We start from the raw sequence: 20,164 nt of genomic DNA on the forward strand, positions 1-20,164 counted from the left end.
AAAAGACGGTTTGGTGTAACCGCCTTTTCCATTCATGTTTTTCTATTATTGGCCGTACCAAGCCTGGCACAGTAGCATAACGGCCAGATACAACATCATCAGTGCAATCAGGCTGTCGAGCAACTGCCATACCTGTTCGCGTTTGAACAGCGGCAGCAGCAGGCGGGCACCGTAGCCCAGCAGCGAAAACCACAGGCCGGAGGCCAGCACTACGCCGGTTAGATACTGCCATTTGCCGGTAAGGTCGAAATTGGCCGAGGCGCCACCGATCAGCATCACGGTGTCGATATAAACGTGCGGGTTGAGCAAGGTCAGCGCCAGAGTGGTGGCTGCCGCTTTGCCGGCGCTCATGCCGGGGGCATCGGGTTGCGATGCTTCCAAATGGCCGCCGCCTAGCCAGGCGCGGCGGGCGCTTTTGGCAGCGTAGGCCAAAAGGAACAAGCCGCCGGCCAAGGCAAGAAAGCGGGAAGCGCTCGGATGGTCGGCAAACAGCCGGCTTAAACCGAACACGCCTGCGCTGCTGAGCAGGCAGTCGCACAGCCAGCAGAGAAAAATCACCAAACCGACATGTTGGCGCAACAGCCCTTGGCGTAATACGAAAGCATTTTGTGCGCCGATGGCGACAATCAAGGCCATCATCAGGCTGAAACCGGAGAAAAACGGATACATATTAGTCAACTCTTGCTGGCAGTGTTGGAAAATGCTGCGTATTATGTCGGCAGCCCGGATGGTGGGCGAGCAATTTAAAAAAATTTCAGGGTAGTTTAATTTTTTTCAGACAGGCATGGCAGGCATGTGGGACAGCAAACAATTGGATGCTTTGGCGGCGGTGGCTTCGCAAGGCAGTTTCGAGCAGGCGGCGGAAAAACTGGGTTTGACCGCTTCGGCGGTATCTCAGCGGATACGCGCTTTGGAAGAGGAAACCGGGTTTCCGCTGGTTACCCGTACCCGCCCGTGCCGGCCGACGGTGCAGGGGCAGAAGTTGCTTCGCTACATCCGCAGTTTGGAATGGCTGGAGCGTGAAACGCGCAACGAATTGGAACAAGCCGGCCGCCCCTATATCTGGCCGATTGCCACCAACTACGATTCGTTGGAAAGCTGGTTGCTGCCGGCGTTGGCCAAAGTGGCGGAAACGGAAAACCTGTTGCCGGATATTCAGGCCGATAATGAAGAGCATACCCACAAATGGATGAACGAAGGCCGGGTGATGGCGGCGGTGAGCACCCGTGCGCAGGCGCTGGCCGGTTGCGAAGTGCATCTGCTCGGTTATCTCGAATACCGCCTGATGGCCGCCCCTTCGTTGGTAGCACGCTATTTCGCCGACGGTGTTCAAAAAAGCAGTTTGAAGCGTGCGCCGTTATTGGTGTTCGACCGTAAAGACAATATGCAAACAGAGTTTCTGCGTCTCTATTTCGGCCTCAATGCAGAGCGTTGCCCTACGGTTTATATTCCGGCTTCCGCGCCGTTTTATCAGGCCGCACGCTTGGGCTTGGGCTACGGCATGATTCCGGACGGGCAGGGAGCCGCTTCGCTGGCGGAAGGGAAAATGGTGGATTTGTGCCCCGGTAAAAGCATGCGGCAGAATCTGTATTGGCATTGCTGGCCGGCGGCTTCGCCCCGCTTGGCGGCGTTGAACCAAAAATTGGTGGCGGCTGCCAGAAGCTTGTTGCAACAGCCGTGATTTTTTAAAACATCAAAATGCCTGTCTGAAAACTTTTTTCAGACAGGCATCGTTTTGTGTTAAAGGTTTACTTCAATACTTCGGCAAAAGCGTTGGCCACATAATCGATGTTCGCTTCGTTCAAGCCGGCCACGCACATGCGGCCGGAGGCAACCAGATAAACGGCGAATTCGTCTTGCAGGCGCTGCACTTGCTCGGGCGTTAGGCCGGTATAGCTGAACATGCCGCGTTGTTTGATGAAATAATCGAAGTTTTTCTGCGGCAATTTGGCGCTTAAAACGGCGTGCAATTTTTGGCGCATGGCGCGGATACGGTCGCGCATTTCGGCGACTTCGTTTTGCCAGCGGGCGAACAATTGCGGATCGTTCATCACTTCGGCGGTGATGAAGCCGCCGTGCGCGGGCGGGCTGGAATAGATGCGGCGTACGGTGAATTTGAGTTGGCCGAACACCAGCGCCGCTTCTTCGGCATTCGAGCAGACCACGCTCAAGCCGCCGACGCGTTCGCCGTAGAGCGAGAGGTTTTTGGAAAATGAATTGCTGACAAACAGCGGCAAATCCATCGCCACGGCTTTGCGAATGGCATAGGCGTCGTGATCCAAATCTTCGCCGAAACCTTGGTAGGCAATATCCATAAAGGGAATCAGCTTGCGGGTTTGCACCACTTCCAACACGGCATCCCATTGGGCATGGGTTAGATCCACGCCGGTGGGGTTGTGGCAGCAGGGATGCAGCAGCACCACGCTGTTTTCAGGCAGGCCTAATAAAAAAGAGAGCATTTCTTCGAATTTCACGCCCACGGTTTCGGGGTCGTAATACGGATAAGTGCCGACTTCAAAACCGGCGCCTTCGAAAATGCTGCGGTGGTTATCCCATGTGGGGTCGCTCACATAAACCTTGGCCTGTGCAAACCAGCGGCGCAGAAAATCGGCACCCACTTTCAGCGCGCCCGAGCCGCCCAGTGTTTGGATGGTGGCGATGCGGTTTTCGGCCAGCGCCGGATGGTCTTGGCCGAACAACAGGTTTTGTACCGCGCTGCGGTAAGCCGCCAAGCCCTCCATCGGCAGATAGGGGCGCGGCAGCGCTTGGGCGGCACGGCGTACTTCCGCCTCGCGCACGCTGCCCAATACCGGCAGTTTGCCTTCGTCATCAAAATAAATGCCGATGCCGAGATTCACTTTTTCGGCGCGATTATCGTTGTTGAAGGTTTCGACGAGACCCAGTATCGGGTCGCCGGGATAGAATTCGACGTGTTGGAACATGGGAAGTCTCCTGAGAAAAGCGGGAAATATATAGCGGATTAACTTAACTTTCGCTACGTCGTTGCTGCGCCTTGCCGTACTACTTGTACTGTCTGCGGCTTGCTGCCTTGTATCGAAAATTAATTAATCCGCTATAGTAGCTTAAATTCACAATAGTACAGCGTTGCCTCGCCTTGTCGTATCATGAGTTTAAGCCACCATAACAGTAACGATTTTACGCGATTAAAACCGTTTTTGCAGAATGCCGCCGCGATTTTTTGCGCTGCCGGTTAAACACAATGCCTGTCTGAAAAAGATTTCGCGCGGAAAGTTTTTCAGACAGGCATCTTCATACGGCTAAGCGTGGTTTGTTATTCGTAACGCAAGGCTTCGGCCGGGCGGGTTTTGGCGGCGCGCCAGCTCGGGTAAAGCGTGGCAACAAACGACAAAAACAGCGAAAAGGCGGCTACAGTGAGCACATCGGGCAGATTAACGTCACTGGGTAGATAGTCGATGAAATAAATTTGCGAATTAATCAGCTTGAAGTCGAATGTTTTTTCGAAAAAGCCCAACACCGTGCCGATATAGTTGCCGAATAAAACGCCGATAATCACACCGAACAGGGTGCCGAAGAAACCGGCGACCATGCCTTGCACAATGAACACACGCATCACACCGCCGGGTGATAAGCCCAAGGTACGCAAGATAGCGATGTCCGCCTGCTTGTCGGTAACCGCCATCACCAAGGTGGAGACCAGATTAAAAGCCGCCACGGCGATAATCAGCGTGAGGATGACAAACATCATTTTTTTCTGGAATTCGACGGTGGCGAAGAAGGAGTTGCTGCTTAAGGTCCAATCACGCACCCACACGGCGTTGTCGCGATCACGGGGCAGATTCAGGCTGCCGGTAAAAGCGGCGGCTTCCAGCGGATGGGCGAGTTTCAGGCGGATGCCGCTGATCCGGTTGCCCATTTGGTATAATTCTTGGGCATCCTGAAGGTGGATAAGCGCCAAGCCTTTGTCTACCTCGAAAACACCGGTTTTGATAATGCCGGCTACGTGAAATTGCTGCAACTGAGGTTCGACGTTTTCCGGATTGGTATCCCGCGAAGGGGTGATTACGGTAATCGTATCATCGACTTTGGCATCCAGTTGTTTGGCCAGCTCCGCTCCCAAAATGATGCCGGACTCGCCGGGTTTCAGATCGTCAAAGCTGCCGCCGGCCATTTTCTGCCAGTAATCGACCACTTTTTTTTCTTGAACCGGATCGATGCCGTTGATTTGTGCGCCTTGCACTTCGCCGGCGTTTGCCAGCAGCGCATAATCGGAAATATAAGGTGCATCGGCCACTACTTCGGGGTTGCCGGCGTAGATTTTGCGCAAATCCTGCCAAGGTTTGGTGTAGTCGGGCGAATAATAGCCAAGCTCCGCATGCGGGGCGACATTGAGCAATTGGGTGCGGATTTCTTTTTGGAAACCGCTCATCACTGCTAATACGGCAATCAGCGCCATCACGCCCAAAGAGATGCCGGCAATCGAAATTAAGGTGATGAACGATAAAAAACCGTTGCGCTTTTTGGCACGCAGATAGCGCAAACCTATCCATGTTTCTAATGAAGCCATTGTTCCTTTTCAGACAGGCATGGCGCCCGTCGCATCATTCATTTGCAAACAAAACCCGTATTCTATCGCAAAACAGGTTAAATCGTTTTTATAGAGTGTATTTATTTCAAAGGCGAATCATAAAATGCCTGTCTGAAAGTTTTCAGACAGGCATTTGCACGGAACTCGTCATTTATTTCTTTTTCAAAATATATTCGCGCACCGCAGCATTGTGTTCGTTTAAATCGTGGCTGAACTTGCTCTTACCGGTACCGTCCATTTTGGAGACGAAATAGAGGTATTTTTCATTGCTCGGGTGGGCGGCGGCTTCGAGTGCGGCTTTACCGGGCAGGGAAATCGGCGTGGGCGGAAGGCCGGCGCGGGTATAGGTGTTATAGGGCGTGTCGCGCTGCAAATCGGATTTGCGGATATTGCCTTTGTAGGCAGCGCCCATGCCGTAAATCACGGTGGGATCGGTTTGCAGGCGCATGCCGATATTAAGGCGGTTGACAAATACGGCGGCGACATGCTCGCGATCGTCTTTGTGTGCGGTTTCTTTCTCGACGATGCTGGCCATAATCAGCAATTCGTAAGGATTTTTATACGGCAGGCCGCTTTGGCGCTCTTCCCAAGCGGATTTCAGATTGCGCTGCATGGTTTGGTAGGCCAGTTGGTACAGTTTGAGATCGCTGCTGCCGGCATCGACTTCATAGCTGTCGGGCGCGAACAGTCCTTCCGGTTGGCGGATTTCGCCGTCGGGCGCCACTTTGGCCAGTAATTCGGCATCGCTTAGCTTTGAGGTGTCATGCACGAGATCGGGCGACTGGTTGATGATGCTGCGCATTTGTGAGAAACGCATACCTTCGATAATCCGTATGGTGATCGTATCGGGGCGGCCATCTTTCAGGCGCTGCAGAATTTGCCAGGTGGAAACGGTTTTCGGAAGTTTGTAGCTGCCGCTGCGCAGTTTGTCGTGTATACCCAAAACATAGGCGGTACCGAGCATCACATAACGGCTGTGAATGATGTCTTTATCGGCCAGCGCGCGTGAGGCGGAAGCAATGCCTTGCCCTTTTTCGATGCGCAAGCGGTAGGGTTCGGCATTGTTCTTCGGTACGAATAATAAGGTGCACCAAGCGCCGAGGGCGAGCAGCGTGAGCCCGCCCGCTAGGATTAACGGTTTTTTCAACTTCATGTGTGGATTTCAAATGGCTGGAAACAAAAAGTGCCGCCAGTATATATAAAAGGTGTTCAGCGTGTCATTAGATGCACAACGATAACGGCATGGCAGAGAGTTTGGGACAGCCGAAAAAACGGATGGTTCGTGATACAATGCGGCGAACTTGGCAAATGCCTGTCTGAAAAAGGATTGACATGGAAAAAGTGAAAAAAACGGCGGAACAATGGCGTGCCGAATTATCGCCCGAGGTCTTTTACATCACCCGTGAAGCGGGTACCGAGCGCCCTTACAGCGGGCAGTACAATGATTTCCACCAAACCGGTGACTACCGCTGCGCATGCTGCGGAGGTTTATTGTTTCGCTCGCAACACAAATTCGACAGCCATTGCGGTTGGCCGGCGTTTTACGAACAGGCCGAACCCGACAGCACTTACCGGGTTCGCGATACCAGCCACGGCATGATACGCGAAGAGGTGCGTTGCAGCCGTTGCGACGCGCATCTGGGGCATGTGTTTCCCGACGGCCCCAAGCCTACCGGCGAGCGCTACTGCATCAATTCGCTGGCCATGGTGTTCGAAGCCAAATGAGCGCGGATGTAAGCAACTGGCGGCAAGGCCGCTGGCAGGGCGCACGCCAGGCGGTATCGCCCAATTGCGAGGCACGGGCGCCGGGCGAAACGGTTAATCTGGTGGTGTTGCACAATATTTCGCTGCCGCCTTTCGAATACGGCGGCGGTGCGGTGGAAAAGCTGTTTACCAACCAAATCAGGGCGGAAGAACATCCTTTTTTCAGCGTCATCGAACATTTGCGGGTATCCAGCCATTTTTTTATTGCCCGAACGGGTGAGACGGTACAATTTGTCTCTTGCGACGAAATGGCTTACCACGCCGGGGGCTCTTCGTTTCGCGGCCGCGAAAAATGCAATGCTTTTTCGATCGGCATCGAATTGGAAGGCTGCGATTTCGAACCTTTCAGCGAGGAACAGTATCAAAGCCTTCATACGCTTCTGCACGCTTTGCATCAGGCTTATCCGATTGAAGCGGTAACCGGCCATCAGGATATCGCGCCCGGCCGCAAGAGCGACCCCGGCCATTTTTTCGATTGGGTACGCCTGCAAAACGCCGGTTTTACCGTCGAGCGCTAAGCGGAAAATACAACGGCAGGCATTAAGTGGCCTTTTCAGACAGGTCGGATAAAATTGAGTATAATGCCGGCTTGATTTATTGCCCGCTTAAAATAAAACCAACCACAGCTTTTACGGAATCTTTTCTAATATGAGCACTTCCTTGTTGATTTTTCTGGTGCTGGCCGCCGCAGTAATTGCCGGTGTCATCGCCTACAATATGTACCAAGAAAACAAATACCGCCAGCAGGTACGCGCCCAATTCGGCCATTCCGATAAAGACGCCTTGCTGGAAAGCAATACGCAATCGGTGCGCGACGGCCGCTTGCCCGGCCATCAGCCGGTTAAAGAGGCGCCGGCAAAACCGCTGCGCAGCAAAGATGTCTCCGAATCAGCCGTACAGCCGAAAACGGATGCGCCGCCGCGCCGTACGCCTGCCGCCGCAGCGGTACCGAAAAAGACGGCTCGGTTGCGCCAACCGGTGTTCGACAAAGTCGACGACGAACCGGAAGAGGATCCGTTCGGCGCGGCTTTTTCTTTGGATTTGGATGCGGAGTTAGAGCGCGAAGCACGTGAAAAAGCGCGTTTCCAGTTTGAAGAAACCCAGGTGCCGGTGCCTTCGCAAACCAAACTTAAAGGCAATAAAGGCTTGCTGTTGGATTTAGATGATATGTCCAAGCAGCAACTGCCGTGGTTTGATCCCAATTTCGACTACATGGCTTATGTTTCCCTGAAAGAGCCGCTGGAATTGAATACTTTGCCGCGTTTTTCCAGCCGCCACCGCTTCCAGATTGCCGGCTGCACCATGGACGACCGCTGGCAAATCGCCGAGCCGATTCCCGGCGTTTATTACCAAGGCTTTATTATCGGTTTGCAAGCGATCAGCCGTAACGGCTTGGCGACGACGCAGGAGTTGGAAAACTTCGGCAACAGCGTCAACCAGTTTGCCGAACAATTGGATGCCGGCTTGCTGCTGATGGATGTGCCCACTTTCCTCAACGTGGCGCGCCCGTTAGACGAACTGTGCGAACGTGTCGACCAAACCATCACCATGCATCTGGTTTCCCGCGCCAGCATCAGCGGCATGGAATTACGCGCCGCGCTGGAGGGCAACGGTTTCCAACTGCATCATGACGGCGCATTTCATCTTTTTACCGATGGCGGGGAACCGCTGTTTTCCATCATCGCGGTGGACGGCAGCCCGTTTACCCCCAGCTTGCTGAGCAGCCAAGCCTATAAAGGTTTCAGCATGCTGTTTGATATTACCCGTGTGCCGCCGGGCGAAAAATATTTCAACCGCTTTATGGATATCGCCGTGAAACTATCCGGCACCCTCGGCTTGGATTTGGTCGACAGCAATATGGAAGAATTGTCGACCGAATGGCTCAAGGGCGTGCGCAGCTTCGTACTGGCACGTCAAGACGAAATGAAAAAAGTGGGCATTGTGCCCGGTGGTGATTTGGCGGCGCGCCTGTTCTCCTAATCTTTCCGCTATAATGTACGGACACTTTAGCTTAAGTGTCCGTTTTCTTTTTCAGACAGGCATAATTCCTCAAATGCCTGTCTGAAAACCATCCCGATATCGAATACGAATTATGAACGAAACCGCACGCATTCAAACGCTGACCGAACAGCTCAACCGCTACGCCTACGAATACTACACGCTCGATAACCCCAGTGTCCCCGATGCCGAATACGACCGATTATTCCGCGAATTGGAAGCGCTGGAAGCGGCCCATCCCGAGCTTCGGCTGCCCGACAGTCCTACCCAGCGGGTGGGCGGCGCACCGTTGGAAGGATTTGAGAGCGTACGCCACGAAGTGCCGATGTTGTCGCTCTCCAACGCTTTTTCGCCGCAAGACGAACACGGCGTGTTCGACCACAGTGAAATGCTGGCGTTTGACGAGCGCGTGCGCAGCGGTTTGGGCGGCAAAAAACCGGCTTATGTTATCGAACCCAAATTCGATGGTTTGGCAGTCAGCCTGTTGTACCAAAATGGCGTGCTGGTACGCGGCGCTACCCGCGGCGACGGCGAATCGGGCGAAAACATCACCCGCAACGTGAAAACCATCGCCAATATTCCTCTGCGCCTACACGGCAGCCAGACGCCCGAATTAATCGAAGTGCGCGGCGAAGTGCTGATGCTGAAAGCCGATTTTCTGGCCCTGAACCAACGGCAGCAGGCCGCCGGCCAGAAAGTGTTTGCCAATCCGCGTAATGCCGCGGCCGGCAGCTTGCGCCAGCTCGATTCGCGGATTACCGCCCGGCGGAAACTGTATTTCTTTGCCTACAGCATCGCGCGACAAGAGGGCGGCGCGGTATTGGAAGAACATATTCAGGAATTGGCTTATCTGAGCGAGCTTGGCTTCAGTTTGCCTAACGGTAACTTCGGTTGTTTTGATAATATCGGCGAAGTTTTAAAATTTTACGAGCAAATGCAGCAGAAACGCCCCGATTTGCCATATGAAATCGACGGAATGGTGGTGAAAGTCAACAGCCTGGCGCAACAGCGCGCACTCGGTTTTATTTCGCGTGCGCCGCGTTGGGCGGTGGCACACAAATTTCCGGCCGAAGAGGCTTTAACCGTCGTCGAGGCGATAGACGTACAAATCGGCCGTACCGGTGCGGTAACGCCAGTTGCGCGATTGCGTCCGGTTGTGGTCGGCGGGGTAACGGTAACCAACGCTACCTTGCACAATCAAGACGAAATCAGCCGTAAAGACGTGCGGATAGGCGATACCGTGGTGGTGCGCCGGGCCGGAGACGTGATTCCCGAAGTGGTGCGGGTGGTATTCGAGCGCCGGCCGATGCAAGATGCCGTTTCAGACAGGCATACTTCTGATTATGCCGCCGTACAAAACGATTTGTTCAGTGAGGTGCCAAGCGGCCAAGCAGTTGCCCTGTATCCGCCTTATCGCTTGCCCGTGAGCTGCCCGATCTGCGGCAGCGACATCGAGCGGGAGGCGGGCGAGGCGGTGGCACGTTGCAGCGGCGGCATGCTGTGCCGTGCCCAACGCGCCCAAGGCTTGATTCATTTTGCTTCGCGCAAAGCGATGGACATCGAGGGCTTGGGGCAAAAACAAATCGAAGCCTTGGTGGCCCAGGATTGGGTACGCCATTTTGCCGATGTTTACCGGCTGGACATCGCCACTTTGCAGAAAATGAAAGAAAAAGCCGGCGAAGCAGTAGCCGAAGAGGGAAAAAATAAAAAGCAGTCGCCCACCAAATGGGCGGAAAACATTCTGGATGGCATCGCCGCCAGCAAACAGCCCGAACTGGCGCGTTTTTTGTTTGCCTTGGGGATACGCCATGTCGGCGAGCGTACCGCCAAAATACTGGCGCAGGCTTTCGGCAGTTTGGATGCCGTGCGCCGGGCGCCCGAGCCGGTGCTGGCCTGTTTGCCCGATATCGGCAGCGTGGTGGCGCATTCTATCGCCCATTTCTTTTCTCAAGCGGAACAGCAGGCGATGATAGATGAGTTGCTGGCTGTTGGTGTCGCGCCCAAAACGCAGCCGGTGAGCCTGCCGCCGTCGGAATACGCGCAAGCGGCCAAATGGATTGCGCGCCTGCCCGGTTTCAAAATCAGCGAGAGTAAAGCGGCCGCACTGTGGGACTTGGCCGGCCAAAGCATTACCGGTTTGTTGGAAGATAAAGCCTTGAGCAAGGAGTGGCAGCAATGGCGAAGCGGCGTGGACAATCAGGCACTGTTGCGGCAGATGCAGGCATTTTTCGACCGTTTGCCCGCAGCCGGCGAAGAGATGACGGCAACCGCGGCCAACAGCGCGGTTAGCGGCAAAACCTTTGTGTTAACCGGCACGCTGCCCAGCCTGAAACGCGATGAGGCCCAGGCCATGATTGAAGCGGCCGGCGGCAAGGTTTCCGGCAGCGTTTCCAAGAAAACCGATTATGTGGTGGCCGGCGAGGCGGCGGGCAGCAAGCTGGATAAGGCCAATGATTTGGGCGTAGCGGTATTGGATGAAGCCGGTTTGCTGGCTTTGTTGGCAAATACGGAATAAATGGCAATGCCTGTCTGAAAGCTTCTTTTTTCAGACAGGCATTCGGTTATAATCCTTTCTACCTAACACTCGCGAGAATAACCAGATGGCTGATATCAAAACCATACGCAAAGCCGTTTTCCCCGTTGCCGGTATGGGAACACGCTTTCTGCCGGCTACCAAAGCCAGTCCGAAAGAAATGCTGCCTATTGTCGACAAGCCCTTGATTCAATATGCGGTGGAAGAGGCGGTGGCAGCCGGTTGCACCGAGATTATCTTCGTTACCGGCCGTAACAAGCGCAGCATCGAAGATCATTTCGACAAAGCTTACGAATTGGAGGCCGAGCTGGCTTTGCGCAATAAAGATAAGCTTTTGATGCATCTGCAAGATATCGTGCCGAAAAACGTGAGCTTTCTCTATACCCGCCAGCCGGAAGCCTTGGGCTTGGGGCATGCCGTATTGTGCGCACGCCCGGCGGTGGAGCAGGAGCCGTTTGCGGTATTGCTGGCCGATGATTTGATCGATGCGCCGCAAGGTGCGCTCAAGCAGATGGTGGAGATTTATCAGCAAACCGGCAGCAGCGTATTGGGCGTGGAAACGATAGACCCTTCGCAAACCGGTTCATACGGCATTGTGGAAACCGAAGCGCAAGACGGCCGTCAGCGGGTAAAAAGCATTGTGGAGAAACCCAAGCCGGAAGAAGCGCCGTCTAATCTCGGCGTAGTCGGCCGCTACATTCTTACGCCGCGTATTTTCGATTTGCTGGTTAATTTGCCGCGCGGCGCCGGTAACGAAATCCAGCTTACCGATGCGATTGCCAAATTGCTGGAGGAAGAGTGCGTACTGGCACATGCTTTCAGCGGCACACGTTACGATTGCGGCAGCAAAATCGGTTATTTGGAAGCAACGGTGGCTTATGGTTTGAAACATCCGGAAACCGGTGCGGCTTTTGCCAAATTGTTGCGGCGTTATGCGAAGTAAGCGTTTTGATTAAAAATGCCTGTCTGAAAAAGTTTTCAGACAGGCATAGACCTTTGCAAAAAACTTTTTAATCCTGAATTTATTGATATAGCAGATTTAATTACTTCGATACAAGGCAGCAAGCCGCAGACAGTACAAGTAGTACGGCAAGGCGCAGCAACGCCGTAGCGAAAGTTAAGTTAATCTGCTATATCTCGTCATACTCGGGCTTGACCCGAGTATCTGCTTTTTCTTTCAAAACAAAAAGATGCTCGGGTCAAGCCCGAGCATGACGAAAGTATTTTCAGGTATCGAAAAGAATTTTGCAAAGGTCTCAGGCATTTTTCTGTTTCATGCGGTTTATAGGCGGGTAACGCTTAATACACCTTTTACGTCACCCAAACTCACCAATACGCGCGGTAATTCGTTTACCTGTTTGACTTCCAGCGTAAAACGCATGCTGGCTTCCAAATCGCGCGATTGGGTTTGCACGGCGGTAACGTTCAGCTTGTGGCGTGCGAGCGCATCGGAAACGTCGCGCAACAGTCCGCCACGGTCTTGCGCGCGGATTTCGATGTCAACGGCAAACACTTGGCCTTCTTGTGCACCGGCCCAAGAAGCCGGCAACACTTTATCGGGCGACTGTTTGGCCAGATGCTCGAAAGAAGGGCAGTTGCGTCGGTGTACGGAAATGCCACGCTCACGGGTTACAAAGCCGATAATGTCGTCCGGCGGTGCCGGTTTGCAGCATTTGGCCAAGGTGGTGTACAAGCCTTCTTCGCCGTCTATCAGCACGCCGCCTTGGCTGTGCCCTTTGATTTTGGATTGTTTGATGATGCTGGTTTCATTTACCGGCTGCGGCGGCGGTTCTTTTAAGGCGCCGCAGGCTTTCTGCACCGCACGCGGCGTAACTTCACCTTGGCCGATGGCGGTGTATAAGTCTTCCAACTTGGAGAAACCCATTTTTTCATGCAGGGCGTGCAAGTTCGGTTTGGGCGAAACTTTGGCCAGCACTTTTTCAAATTGCGCCTTGCCGTTTTCACGTATTGCTTCGGCGTTTTGCTGGCGGATATAAGCACGGATTTTGCTGATGGCCCGGTGGCTTTTCACCCAACCTTCATACAACCAGTTAACCGAAGGCGAGCCTTCCTTGGCGGCAATAATTTCCACGCGCTGGCCGTTTTCCAGCGGAGTGGAGAGCGGCACGATCTGGCCGTCGACCTTGGCACCGCGGCAGCGGTCGCCCAAGCTGCTGTGCAAAGCATAGGCAAAGTCGATGGGCGTGGAGCCTGAGGGGAGAGAAAATACCTTGCCGTGCGGGGTTAGTACATAGATGGTGTCGTTGAACAATTCGGTTTGAAAAGCGTTGGCCAAATCTTCGCGGTCGCTCTCCCCCATGTTTTCGCGCCAATCGAGAAGCTGGCGCAGCCAGGCGATTTTCTGTTCGTAAGCGCTGTCGCTGCTGTTGCCGCCTTCTTTGTAGCGCCAATGAGCGGCTACACCGAACTCGTTGAATTGGTGCATATCGAAAGTGCGGATTTGTACTTCCACGCCTTTGTCTTGTGGGCCGACAATAACCGTATGCAGGCTTTTATAGCCGTTGCTCTTCGGATTGGCAATATAGTCGTCAAATTCGCCGGGAATAGGCTGCCACAGGCTGTGGACGAGGCCTAAGGTGGTGTAGCATTCGGGAATGGTGTCGACCAGAATGCGCACCGCGCGGATATCGTAGAGGCCGTCGAAATCCAGTTTTTTCTTTACCATTTTTTTGTAAATGGAATAAATATGTTTGGGACGGCCGGCCACATCGTAGTGAATGCCGTATTTGTCTAACTCGCGGCGCAAGGTGTTGAGAAAATCGTCAATATATTCCAAGCGCTCGGTACGCTTTTCATCCAGCAGCTTGGCGATACGTTTGTATTCGGCGGGATTTTGGTGTCGGAAGCCCAAATCTTCCAGTTGCCATTTGAGTTGCCATACGCCCAAGCGGTTGGCTAAGGGTGCGAAAATATCTAGCGTTTCTTTGGCAATATCACGCTTTTCGGGGTTGTCGGGCAGGGTGCCCATAAACTGCATGGTGCGTGTGCGCAGCGCCAGTTTGATCAATACCACGCGAATATCGGATACCATGGCCAACAGCATTTTACGCATGGTTTCCGCTTGTTCGGCGCGCTCTTCGGCAGTATCAAGGTTATCCATGCTGGCAAAGCGGGTGAGTTTTTGTACTTCATAAAGCCCGCGGATGATGTTGACCACGGTTGAGCCGCATTTTTCGGCGACGACTTCTTGCCAGTTTTGCAACGTATCGGGAATTTCCAGCAATATGGTGGCTGCCACCGCTTCGGAAAGCAGATCCATATCGGCTACCATTTGCGCAGCCCCCAACACATTGCTGAGTATCGGTTCGCCGATGGTGGTGGTTGCGTTTTGGGGGTAAGAGGCTAGGGCCAATTCCAGAGCTTGGCGCAACATGGTTTGTTCTGCTGCTGTTTGGGCGGCAGCGTAGCTTTCGTACCATTGTAGATAGGGCTCTAAGTCAGGCAATTTATCAGAAGAGTTTTGCTGTAAACCGGCCATAATCGTTTTCCTGATGGAGAGGGATGTGTGTGGGTTCTATTGTAGCGGTGGGTGTGGTGATTTGAAATAGTTCGGCAACAAATAATAGGGTGCTAAACAGAGGATAAAATTAATTTCAAGATATTGCTTTGTTTGATTGAAAATAGCAGAAACGAGCGGGCAGCAAAAAACCGGCTTTTCAGCCGGTTCTGGTATCGGGAATTAGCCCAAGTTGCGTTCGGTTTCAACCAGAGCGCGGCGAGCCAGAGCCAAGTTGGATTTCGATTTGTCCAATACTGCGTACAGGAACAGACCATCATGTTTGCTCAGGGGACGCAGCAGATGGTATTGGGTACCCAAGGTAATCAAAATGTCTTCGATGGTGTCTTTCAGTCCCAGCATTTTCATGGTTTTCATTTTGGCGCTCATTACTTCGGTATTACCGGCAGCGGCAATTTCCAAGTCAACGGCAGGCGAACCGCCGCCGGCCAACAACATACCACTGGAAAAATCCACTACTGCAGCAGCAATGGCTCCATCAACGTTCAGCATTTCTGATACGGCTTTATCGTAGTTCATATTTATGTCTCCAAACAACTGTTTAAGTTAAATTATCAATTACCAAGTAGTAGAATTAAGCTTAAGTTGCTTTTAAACTTAGTTCCCCGCAAAGGTCGATTGCCCTTTAAGTTTGTATCTTGGTTTGCTCTTGGGTTTTGATTGATTTTTAGTATAGGACTGGGTAGCAAGTTTGTAAACTTAAATTCTGATTAAAAAATAAGCAATAATAGGCGCTAAATGTTATTTTTATTGGCAAACCGCTCGTCTTTTAAATTCGCCGCTTGTTTTTTATTGAAATTTTATAAAGAAAACAATGACAAAGATAATTGCTTAAATTTTAATCAATAAAGTGTAAAGAAATTATTTTTTTCGTGTTCTGAAACAACACTTTGCCAAAGTGTTGTATATTGGCAATATATTGGTAATTAAATCAAATAATTCTGAAACTGATAGTTAATGTAATAAAGGAATTCAATATGAAGCTCTATGTTTATGACCATTGTCCGTTTTGTGTGCGTGCACGGATGATTATAGGTTTGCACACTTTGCCGGTTGGACTTGAGATTTTATTAAACGACGATGAAGCAACCCCGATCGGGCTGATCGGCAGCAAAATGGTACCGATTTTGGTGAAGCCGGACGGTACGGCAATGGGCGAAAGTTTAAATATCGTACGCTGGTTGGACGAATATGCCGGTAAGCGAAAACTGGATGAAACGGTCAACCCTCAAATACAGGCTTGGTTGGATAAAGTAGGCGAATACGTCAATAAATTGATTATGCCCCGTGATATCCAATTGGGATTGCCGGAATTTGCCACTCAGTCAGCGATTGATTATTTTGTTGAAAAAAAAGAGAAAAATATAGGCAGCTTTGCGGATAATTTGAAAGATACGGCTAAGTACTTGGCGCAACTGCATCAGGATTTACAAAAGTTGGAACACTATGTGCCGGCCGATCGGGTGAGGGCAGGAGATTGGAGTATGGAAGATATTCTGCTGTTTCCGATTTTGCGTAATCTGACCATGGTAAAAGATTTGCAGATGCCGCACAAAGTGCGGGAGTATGTGGAATATGTGGCACGGGAAACTAGAGTGCCGCTGTATTTTGACCGTGCCTGTTAGGGTCTGTCGACATTCAAGTTTTCAGTGTATCCTATCCTCATGACCAGATACATTCTTACCGATGCACAGTGGGCAAAAATTGAGCCTTTATGCCAAGGAAAAGTTTGCGATGCGCGCAGAAAAAACCGACCAATCTTTTGCTGCCAATATTTACCTTGCGGCTGCCGTATTGAAATTAAGGTAAACTTGAATGTCGACAGGCCCTAGAATTAAAGAAAAATATTTTCCTTATCTTGATAGTTTCTTTTCGATTGATGATTTATGGTTTTATTCCAATTCTTTTTAATAAAAATTAAAATAATCATGGCCTGATAATTTGAAGCTGAAATTGAAATTCCCAAAGGGCAAACGGTTAATATTGGCAAAGTAGGACAGCAACCACCTGAAAGTGCAACCTCTAAATATAGAGGCGGAGAGGATCAAATTCTAATGCCACGAAATTATCCTATATCTTGGGTTAAATCAATTCGAGATGGGAAAACAGGTAAATCTTATAGAGTAGAAGAATTTATTAAAAAATTCCTTAATCAAGTAAAATAAAGGTAAAGAATGGATATTATTAATAAAATTACAAACAGAATGGCAGATTTAGCAAGCCGTAGCCTGCATCAAATGCCTATTCAAGTTGTAGGGTGAGTGCCTTTGGGCACGCACGCGTTGTTAACCCTCAATGCCTGTCTGAAAAGTAAAAATATATTTTTCAGACAGGCATTTATTCTGATTACCGCCACCATCGGCCAACAAGTCGGCCACGGCGAAAATAAAAACGAAGTTGCGCAGGCAGTTGGCCATTTCGTATTGGGCGCTACCTTGGCCTATATCAACGGCGGCGACCCGCTCAGCGGAGGCGGCGCGGCGGTAGCGGCGGAAACAGCTGCCCAATATCTGAGCCGTCAATATGACGACGGCCAGACCGCCCGCGACCCGGTAACGGGCGAATTCAACCCCAACCTGCTGCCCGAAAGCGAGAAAGAGGAAATCCGCGCCACCACCGGCGCGATAGCCTCAATATGGCGAGGGAGTAACACCATTTGCAGAAATGCTTGTTGGTTCGACTTCGCTTCGGCGGATGAGTCTAAAAAAGCTGGTTGGGAAGTGCAATCATGGTTACAGCAGAGTAGTGCAGCCCGGCAAGAAAACCTAATGGCTTGACAGAAGGGAAAGAGAGTATTTTTAGCGATACTAATGAGGAATTAAAATAGCAGCTTTATTTTAAATCCCCCAACACTCTCTCTAACGTATTATGACCATCTTCAAAAAAGCCAGTGATTTATCACTGGCTTTTTTCTGGTACACAATAAGTATATAAAATATTTATAACCTAAGATTAATATAAATATCAAAAAGTTATAATTAATATGGCGGAGTAGGAGGGATTCGAACCCTCGATCCAGGTTTTAGCCCAGATGCACCCTTAGCAGGGGTGTGCCTTCAGCCTCTCAGCCACTACTCCTTGAAAGATGCGTATCATACCCAAGCTGTTATTTGCCGTCAATGAATTTGCGTTTGAATTATCGGAAAATTAATTGAAATCGATGAATTTAAAAACAATTAAATTATTCCACAGATCCCAAATTATAATTCTTAAATTTGATGTAAAACTCTTATCTTAAAAATAATAAACATCATCATGAAATCTACAACGTCATCGGAAAATTGTGTCATAATTGCAGAAGAGCTTGGTTTCAGGCACTTACAAAGAAAATTGAGTTGATTGACTTTATCAGGAAAAGAGAGTGAACGATATGAGCAGTAAAGCAACCATCATCTATACCCATACCGACGAAGCACCTGCTTTGGCCACTAAATCGTTTCTGCCGATTATCCGCGCTTTTACGCAAAGCGCGGATATTAACGTAGAGACTTCAGACATCTCTTTAGCCGGCCGTATCTTGGCCTTGTTTCCCGAATATTTGACCGAAGATCAGCGCGTACCCGATGCATTGGCACAATTGGGCGAATTGGTGAAACAACCTGATGCCAATGTAATCAAATTGCCTAACATCAGCGCTTCGGTACCACAATTGACTGCTGCCATCAAAGAATTACAAGCTCAGGGTTATAAATTGCCCGACTATCCTGCAGATGCCCAAACCGATGAAGAAAAATCAGTGCGTGAACGTTACGACCGTGTCAAAGGCAGCGCAGTGAATCCGGTATTGCGCGAGGGCAACTCCGACCGCCGTGCGCCCAAAGCAGTGAAAAATTTCGCTAAAAAATATCCGCATAGCATGGGTGCCTGGGGTAAAGATTCCCAATCACACGTATCTACGATGCAGGGTGGGGATTTCTATTCGAACGAACAATCTGTTACCGTTGCAGATGCAACTACCGTTTCTTTTGTATTCACAGGTAAAGACGGTAACAAACAAGAGCTACGCAAACCGATCGCACTGAAAGCCGGTGAAATCATCGATGCTACCGTAATGAGCAAAAAAGCCTTGTTATCATTCTTGAAAGAACAAGTAGCCGATGCCAAAGCCAAAGGCGTATTGTTCTCGCTGCACATGAAAGCCACCATGATGAAGGTATCCGATCCCATCATCTTCGGCCATGCAGTGAAAGTTTTCTTTGCCCCGGTATTTGAAAAATATGGCGAGCAATTGGCCGCTGCCGGCATCAATGTTAACAACGGTTTCGGCAATCTGCTGGGCAATCTCGACAAACTGGACGAAACCACGCGCACTGGAGTAGAAGCCGAAATCGCAGCGGTTTATGCCAATAATCCGGATCTGGCGATGGTAGACTCCGATAAAGGTATTACCAATCTGCATGTACCGAGCGACGTGATTGTCGACGCTTCCATGCCGGCGATGATCCGCAATTCAGGCCGTATGTGGGATAAAAACGGCGAAGCGCGCGACACCAAAGCAGTCATTCCCGATAGCAGCTATGCCGGTATTTACGAAGCGGTTATCGATTTCTGCCGCGAAAACGGCGCTTTCGATCCAACCACAATGGGTACCGTGCCCAATGTCGGCTTGATGGCACAAAAAGCGGAAGAATATGGTTCGCATGACAAAACTTTTGAAATCGCTGCCGACGGCGTGGTACAAATCATTGACGACAAAGGCAACGTATTGACCGAACATCAAGTAGAAGCGGGCGATATCTGGCGTGCTTGCCAAACCAAAGACGCACCGGTGAAAGACTGGGTTCAATTGGCGGTAAGCCGTGCCCGTTTGAGCGAAACTCCCGCAGTATTCTGGCTGGATGAAAAGCGCCCGCACGATGCTTCGCTGATTGCCAAAGTGAACACCTATTTGGCTGAATTGGATACCAACGGTTTGGACATCCGCATTCTGGCTCCGGTCGATGCCTGTCTATTCAGCCTGAAACGTCTGAAGGACGGCCAAGACACCATCTCGGTAACCGGCAATGTATTACGCGACTATCTGACCGATTTGTTCCCGATTTTGGAATTGGGTACCAGTGCCAAAATGCTGTCTATAGTTCCCCTGATGAACGGCGGCGGTATGTTTGAAACCGGTGCCGGCGGTTCGGCTCCGAAACACGTTCAGCAATTTCTGGAAGAAAACCATCTGCGTTGGGATTCTTTGGGTGAATTCTTGGCACTGGCCGTTTCATTGGAACATCTGGCTCAGAAAACCGGCAATCAGAAAGCACAAGTCTTGGCCGATACGCTGGATGCGGCGACCGAGCAATTGTTGTTGAACGATAAATCACCTAAGCGTAAAGCAGGTCAACTCGACAACCGTGGCAGCCATTTCTATATCGCGCTATATTGGGCGCAAGCGTTGGCCTCACAAGATAAAGATGCGGCATTGCAAGCTCAATTCAAACCTTTGGCCGAAGCGCTGGCAGCTAATGAAGAAGCTATTTTGGCTGAACTTAATGGCGTACAAGGCCAAGCAGTGGATATTCAAGGTTATTACTCACCGAATGAAGAGCTGGCTTCGCAAGCCATGCGCCCGAGTGCAACTTTTAATCAGGCGCTTGCGAGTCTAAACTAATTATCTATAAAGGTATTTGAATATACTGATACCGCTATGGTGTTATGCCATAGCGGTATTTATATTTTAATTTCTTGGGTTGGAAACCGCAGGTGGGCGATGTTCACGCAAAGTATAGTCAATTAAAATAAGAACTCCGTAGTAATGCAGTCATAAAATCTCCCA

General features: G+C 50.9%; 15 protein-coding genes and 1 tRNA gene. 9 read left to right on the top strand and 7 right to left on the bottom strand.

From position 1 onward, the window contains the following. Positions 1-45: 45 nt before the first annotated feature. Complete coding sequence (locus Q4C79_RS05235; protein WP_303089973.1) at positions 46-669, bottom strand: LysE/ArgO family amino acid transporter; 624 nt, start codon at positions 667-669, stop codon at positions 46-48. A gap of 124 nt (positions 670-793) precedes the next feature. On the opposite strand from Q4C79_RS05235, the gene Q4C79_RS05240 reads away from it, so the two are divergent. Then, the gene (locus tag Q4C79_RS05240) at positions 794-1,681 is read left to right on the top strand and encodes a LysR family transcriptional regulator ArgP (protein WP_303089974.1); all 888 of its coding nucleotides are present in this window, start codon (positions 794-796) and stop codon (positions 1,679-1,681) included. A gap of 67 nt (positions 1,682-1,748) precedes the next feature. Here Q4C79_RS05240 and Q4C79_RS05245 read toward each other — a convergent pair whose 3' ends face one another. The 3 genes from Q4C79_RS05245 to mltG all read right to left on the bottom strand — a co-directional run bounded on the left by Q4C79_RS05245 (position 1,749) and on the right by mltG (position 5,720). After that, positions 1,749-2,942, bottom strand: a complete 1,194-nt coding sequence (locus Q4C79_RS05245; RefSeq protein WP_303089975.1) for an amino acid aminotransferase — start codon at positions 2,940-2,942, stop codon at positions 1,749-1,751. Between the two features lie 350 nt (positions 2,943-3,292). After that, positions 3,293-4,546: a lipoprotein-releasing ABC transporter permease subunit gene (locus Q4C79_RS05250; protein ID WP_303089976.1), complete on the bottom strand. Its 1,254-nt coding sequence runs from the start codon at positions 4,544-4,546 to the stop codon at positions 3,293-3,295. A 172-nt stretch (positions 4,547-4,718) separates the two neighbouring features. Then, positions 4,719-5,720 carry an endolytic transglycosylase MltG gene (gene mltG / locus Q4C79_RS05255; protein ID WP_368492209.1) on the bottom strand — a complete coding sequence of 334 codons (1,002 nt, stop codon included), beginning with the start codon at positions 5,718-5,720 and terminating at the stop codon, positions 4,719-4,721. 179 nt (positions 5,721-5,899) lie between these two features. Between mltG and msrB the strand changes: the two genes are divergently transcribed. The 5 genes from msrB to galU all read left to right on the top strand — a co-directional run bounded on the left by msrB (position 5,900) and on the right by galU (position 11,805). Beyond that, positions 5,900-6,292: a peptide-methionine (R)-S-oxide reductase MsrB gene (msrB, locus tag Q4C79_RS05260; RefSeq protein WP_303089977.1), complete on the top strand. Its 393-nt coding sequence runs from the start codon at positions 5,900-5,902 to the stop codon at positions 6,290-6,292. Continuing rightward, complete coding sequence (gene ampD / locus Q4C79_RS05265; protein ID WP_303089978.1) at positions 6,289-6,849, top strand: 1,6-anhydro-N-acetylmuramyl-L-alanine amidase AmpD; 561 nt, start codon at positions 6,289-6,291, stop codon at positions 6,847-6,849. The genes msrB and ampD overlap by 4 nt, the downstream gene beginning before the upstream one ends. Before the next feature lie 130 nt (positions 6,850-6,979). Then, positions 6,980-8,311, top strand: a complete 1,332-nt coding sequence (locus tag Q4C79_RS05270; RefSeq protein ID WP_303089979.1) for a cell division protein ZipA C-terminal FtsZ-binding domain-containing protein — start codon at positions 6,980-6,982, stop codon at positions 8,309-8,311. 112 nt (positions 8,312-8,423) lie between these two features. Then, positions 8,424-10,844: an NAD-dependent DNA ligase LigA gene (ligA, locus tag Q4C79_RS05275; RefSeq protein WP_303089980.1), complete on the top strand. Its 2,421-nt coding sequence runs from the start codon at positions 8,424-8,426 to the stop codon at positions 10,842-10,844. A 94-nt stretch (positions 10,845-10,938) separates the two neighbouring features. Next, positions 10,939-11,805 (top strand): UTP--glucose-1-phosphate uridylyltransferase GalU, encoded by an 867-nt coding sequence (galU, locus tag Q4C79_RS05280; protein ID WP_303089987.1) that lies wholly within the window; start codon positions 10,939-10,941, stop codon positions 11,803-11,805. Positions 11,806-12,144: 339 nt separating this feature from the next. On the opposite strand, the gene Q4C79_RS05285 is transcribed toward galU, so the two are convergent. Both Q4C79_RS05285 and Q4C79_RS05290 read right to left on the bottom strand, forming a co-directional pair. After that, a complete protein-coding gene (locus Q4C79_RS05285) occupies positions 12,145-14,361 on the bottom strand; it encodes a bifunctional (p)ppGpp synthetase/guanosine-3',5'-bis(diphosphate) 3'-pyrophosphohydrolase (protein ID WP_303089981.1) in 2,217 nt (738 codons plus the stop codon). A 201-nt stretch (positions 14,362-14,562) separates the two neighbouring features. Further along, positions 14,563-14,919 (bottom strand): hypothetical protein, encoded by a 357-nt coding sequence (locus Q4C79_RS05290; protein WP_303089982.1) that lies wholly within the window; start codon positions 14,917-14,919, stop codon positions 14,563-14,565. A gap of 458 nt (positions 14,920-15,377) precedes the next feature. On the opposite strand from Q4C79_RS05290, the gene grxB reads away from it, so the two are divergent. Both grxB and Q4C79_RS05300 read left to right on the top strand, forming a co-directional pair. After that, the gene (gene grxB, locus Q4C79_RS05295) at positions 15,378-16,025 is read left to right on the top strand and encodes a glutaredoxin 2 (RefSeq protein ID WP_303089983.1); all 648 of its coding nucleotides are present in this window, start codon (positions 15,378-15,380) and stop codon (positions 16,023-16,025) included. A 642-nt stretch (positions 16,026-16,667) separates the two neighbouring features. Further along, on the top strand, positions 16,668-17,177 hold the full coding sequence (locus tag Q4C79_RS05300) for a hypothetical protein (protein ID WP_303089984.1): 510 nt from the start codon (positions 16,668-16,670) through the stop codon (positions 17,175-17,177). Positions 17,178-17,384: 207 nt separating this feature from the next. On the opposite strand, the gene Q4C79_RS05305 is transcribed toward Q4C79_RS05300, so the two are convergent. Continuing rightward, a tRNA-Ser gene (locus Q4C79_RS05305) sits at positions 17,385-17,478 on the bottom strand. A 292-nt stretch (positions 17,479-17,770) separates the two neighbouring features. Here Q4C79_RS05305 and Q4C79_RS05310 point away from each other — a divergent pair. Beyond that, positions 17,771-19,999 (top strand): NADP-dependent isocitrate dehydrogenase, encoded by a 2,229-nt coding sequence (locus Q4C79_RS05310; protein WP_303089985.1) that lies wholly within the window; start codon positions 17,771-17,773, stop codon positions 19,997-19,999. The last annotated feature ends 165 nt before the right edge of the window (positions 20,000-20,164 follow it).

The organism is Neisseria sp. (genome assembly GCF_030523955.1).
Classification (GTDB): domain Bacteria; phylum Pseudomonadota; class Gammaproteobacteria; order Burkholderiales; family Neisseriaceae; genus Neisseria.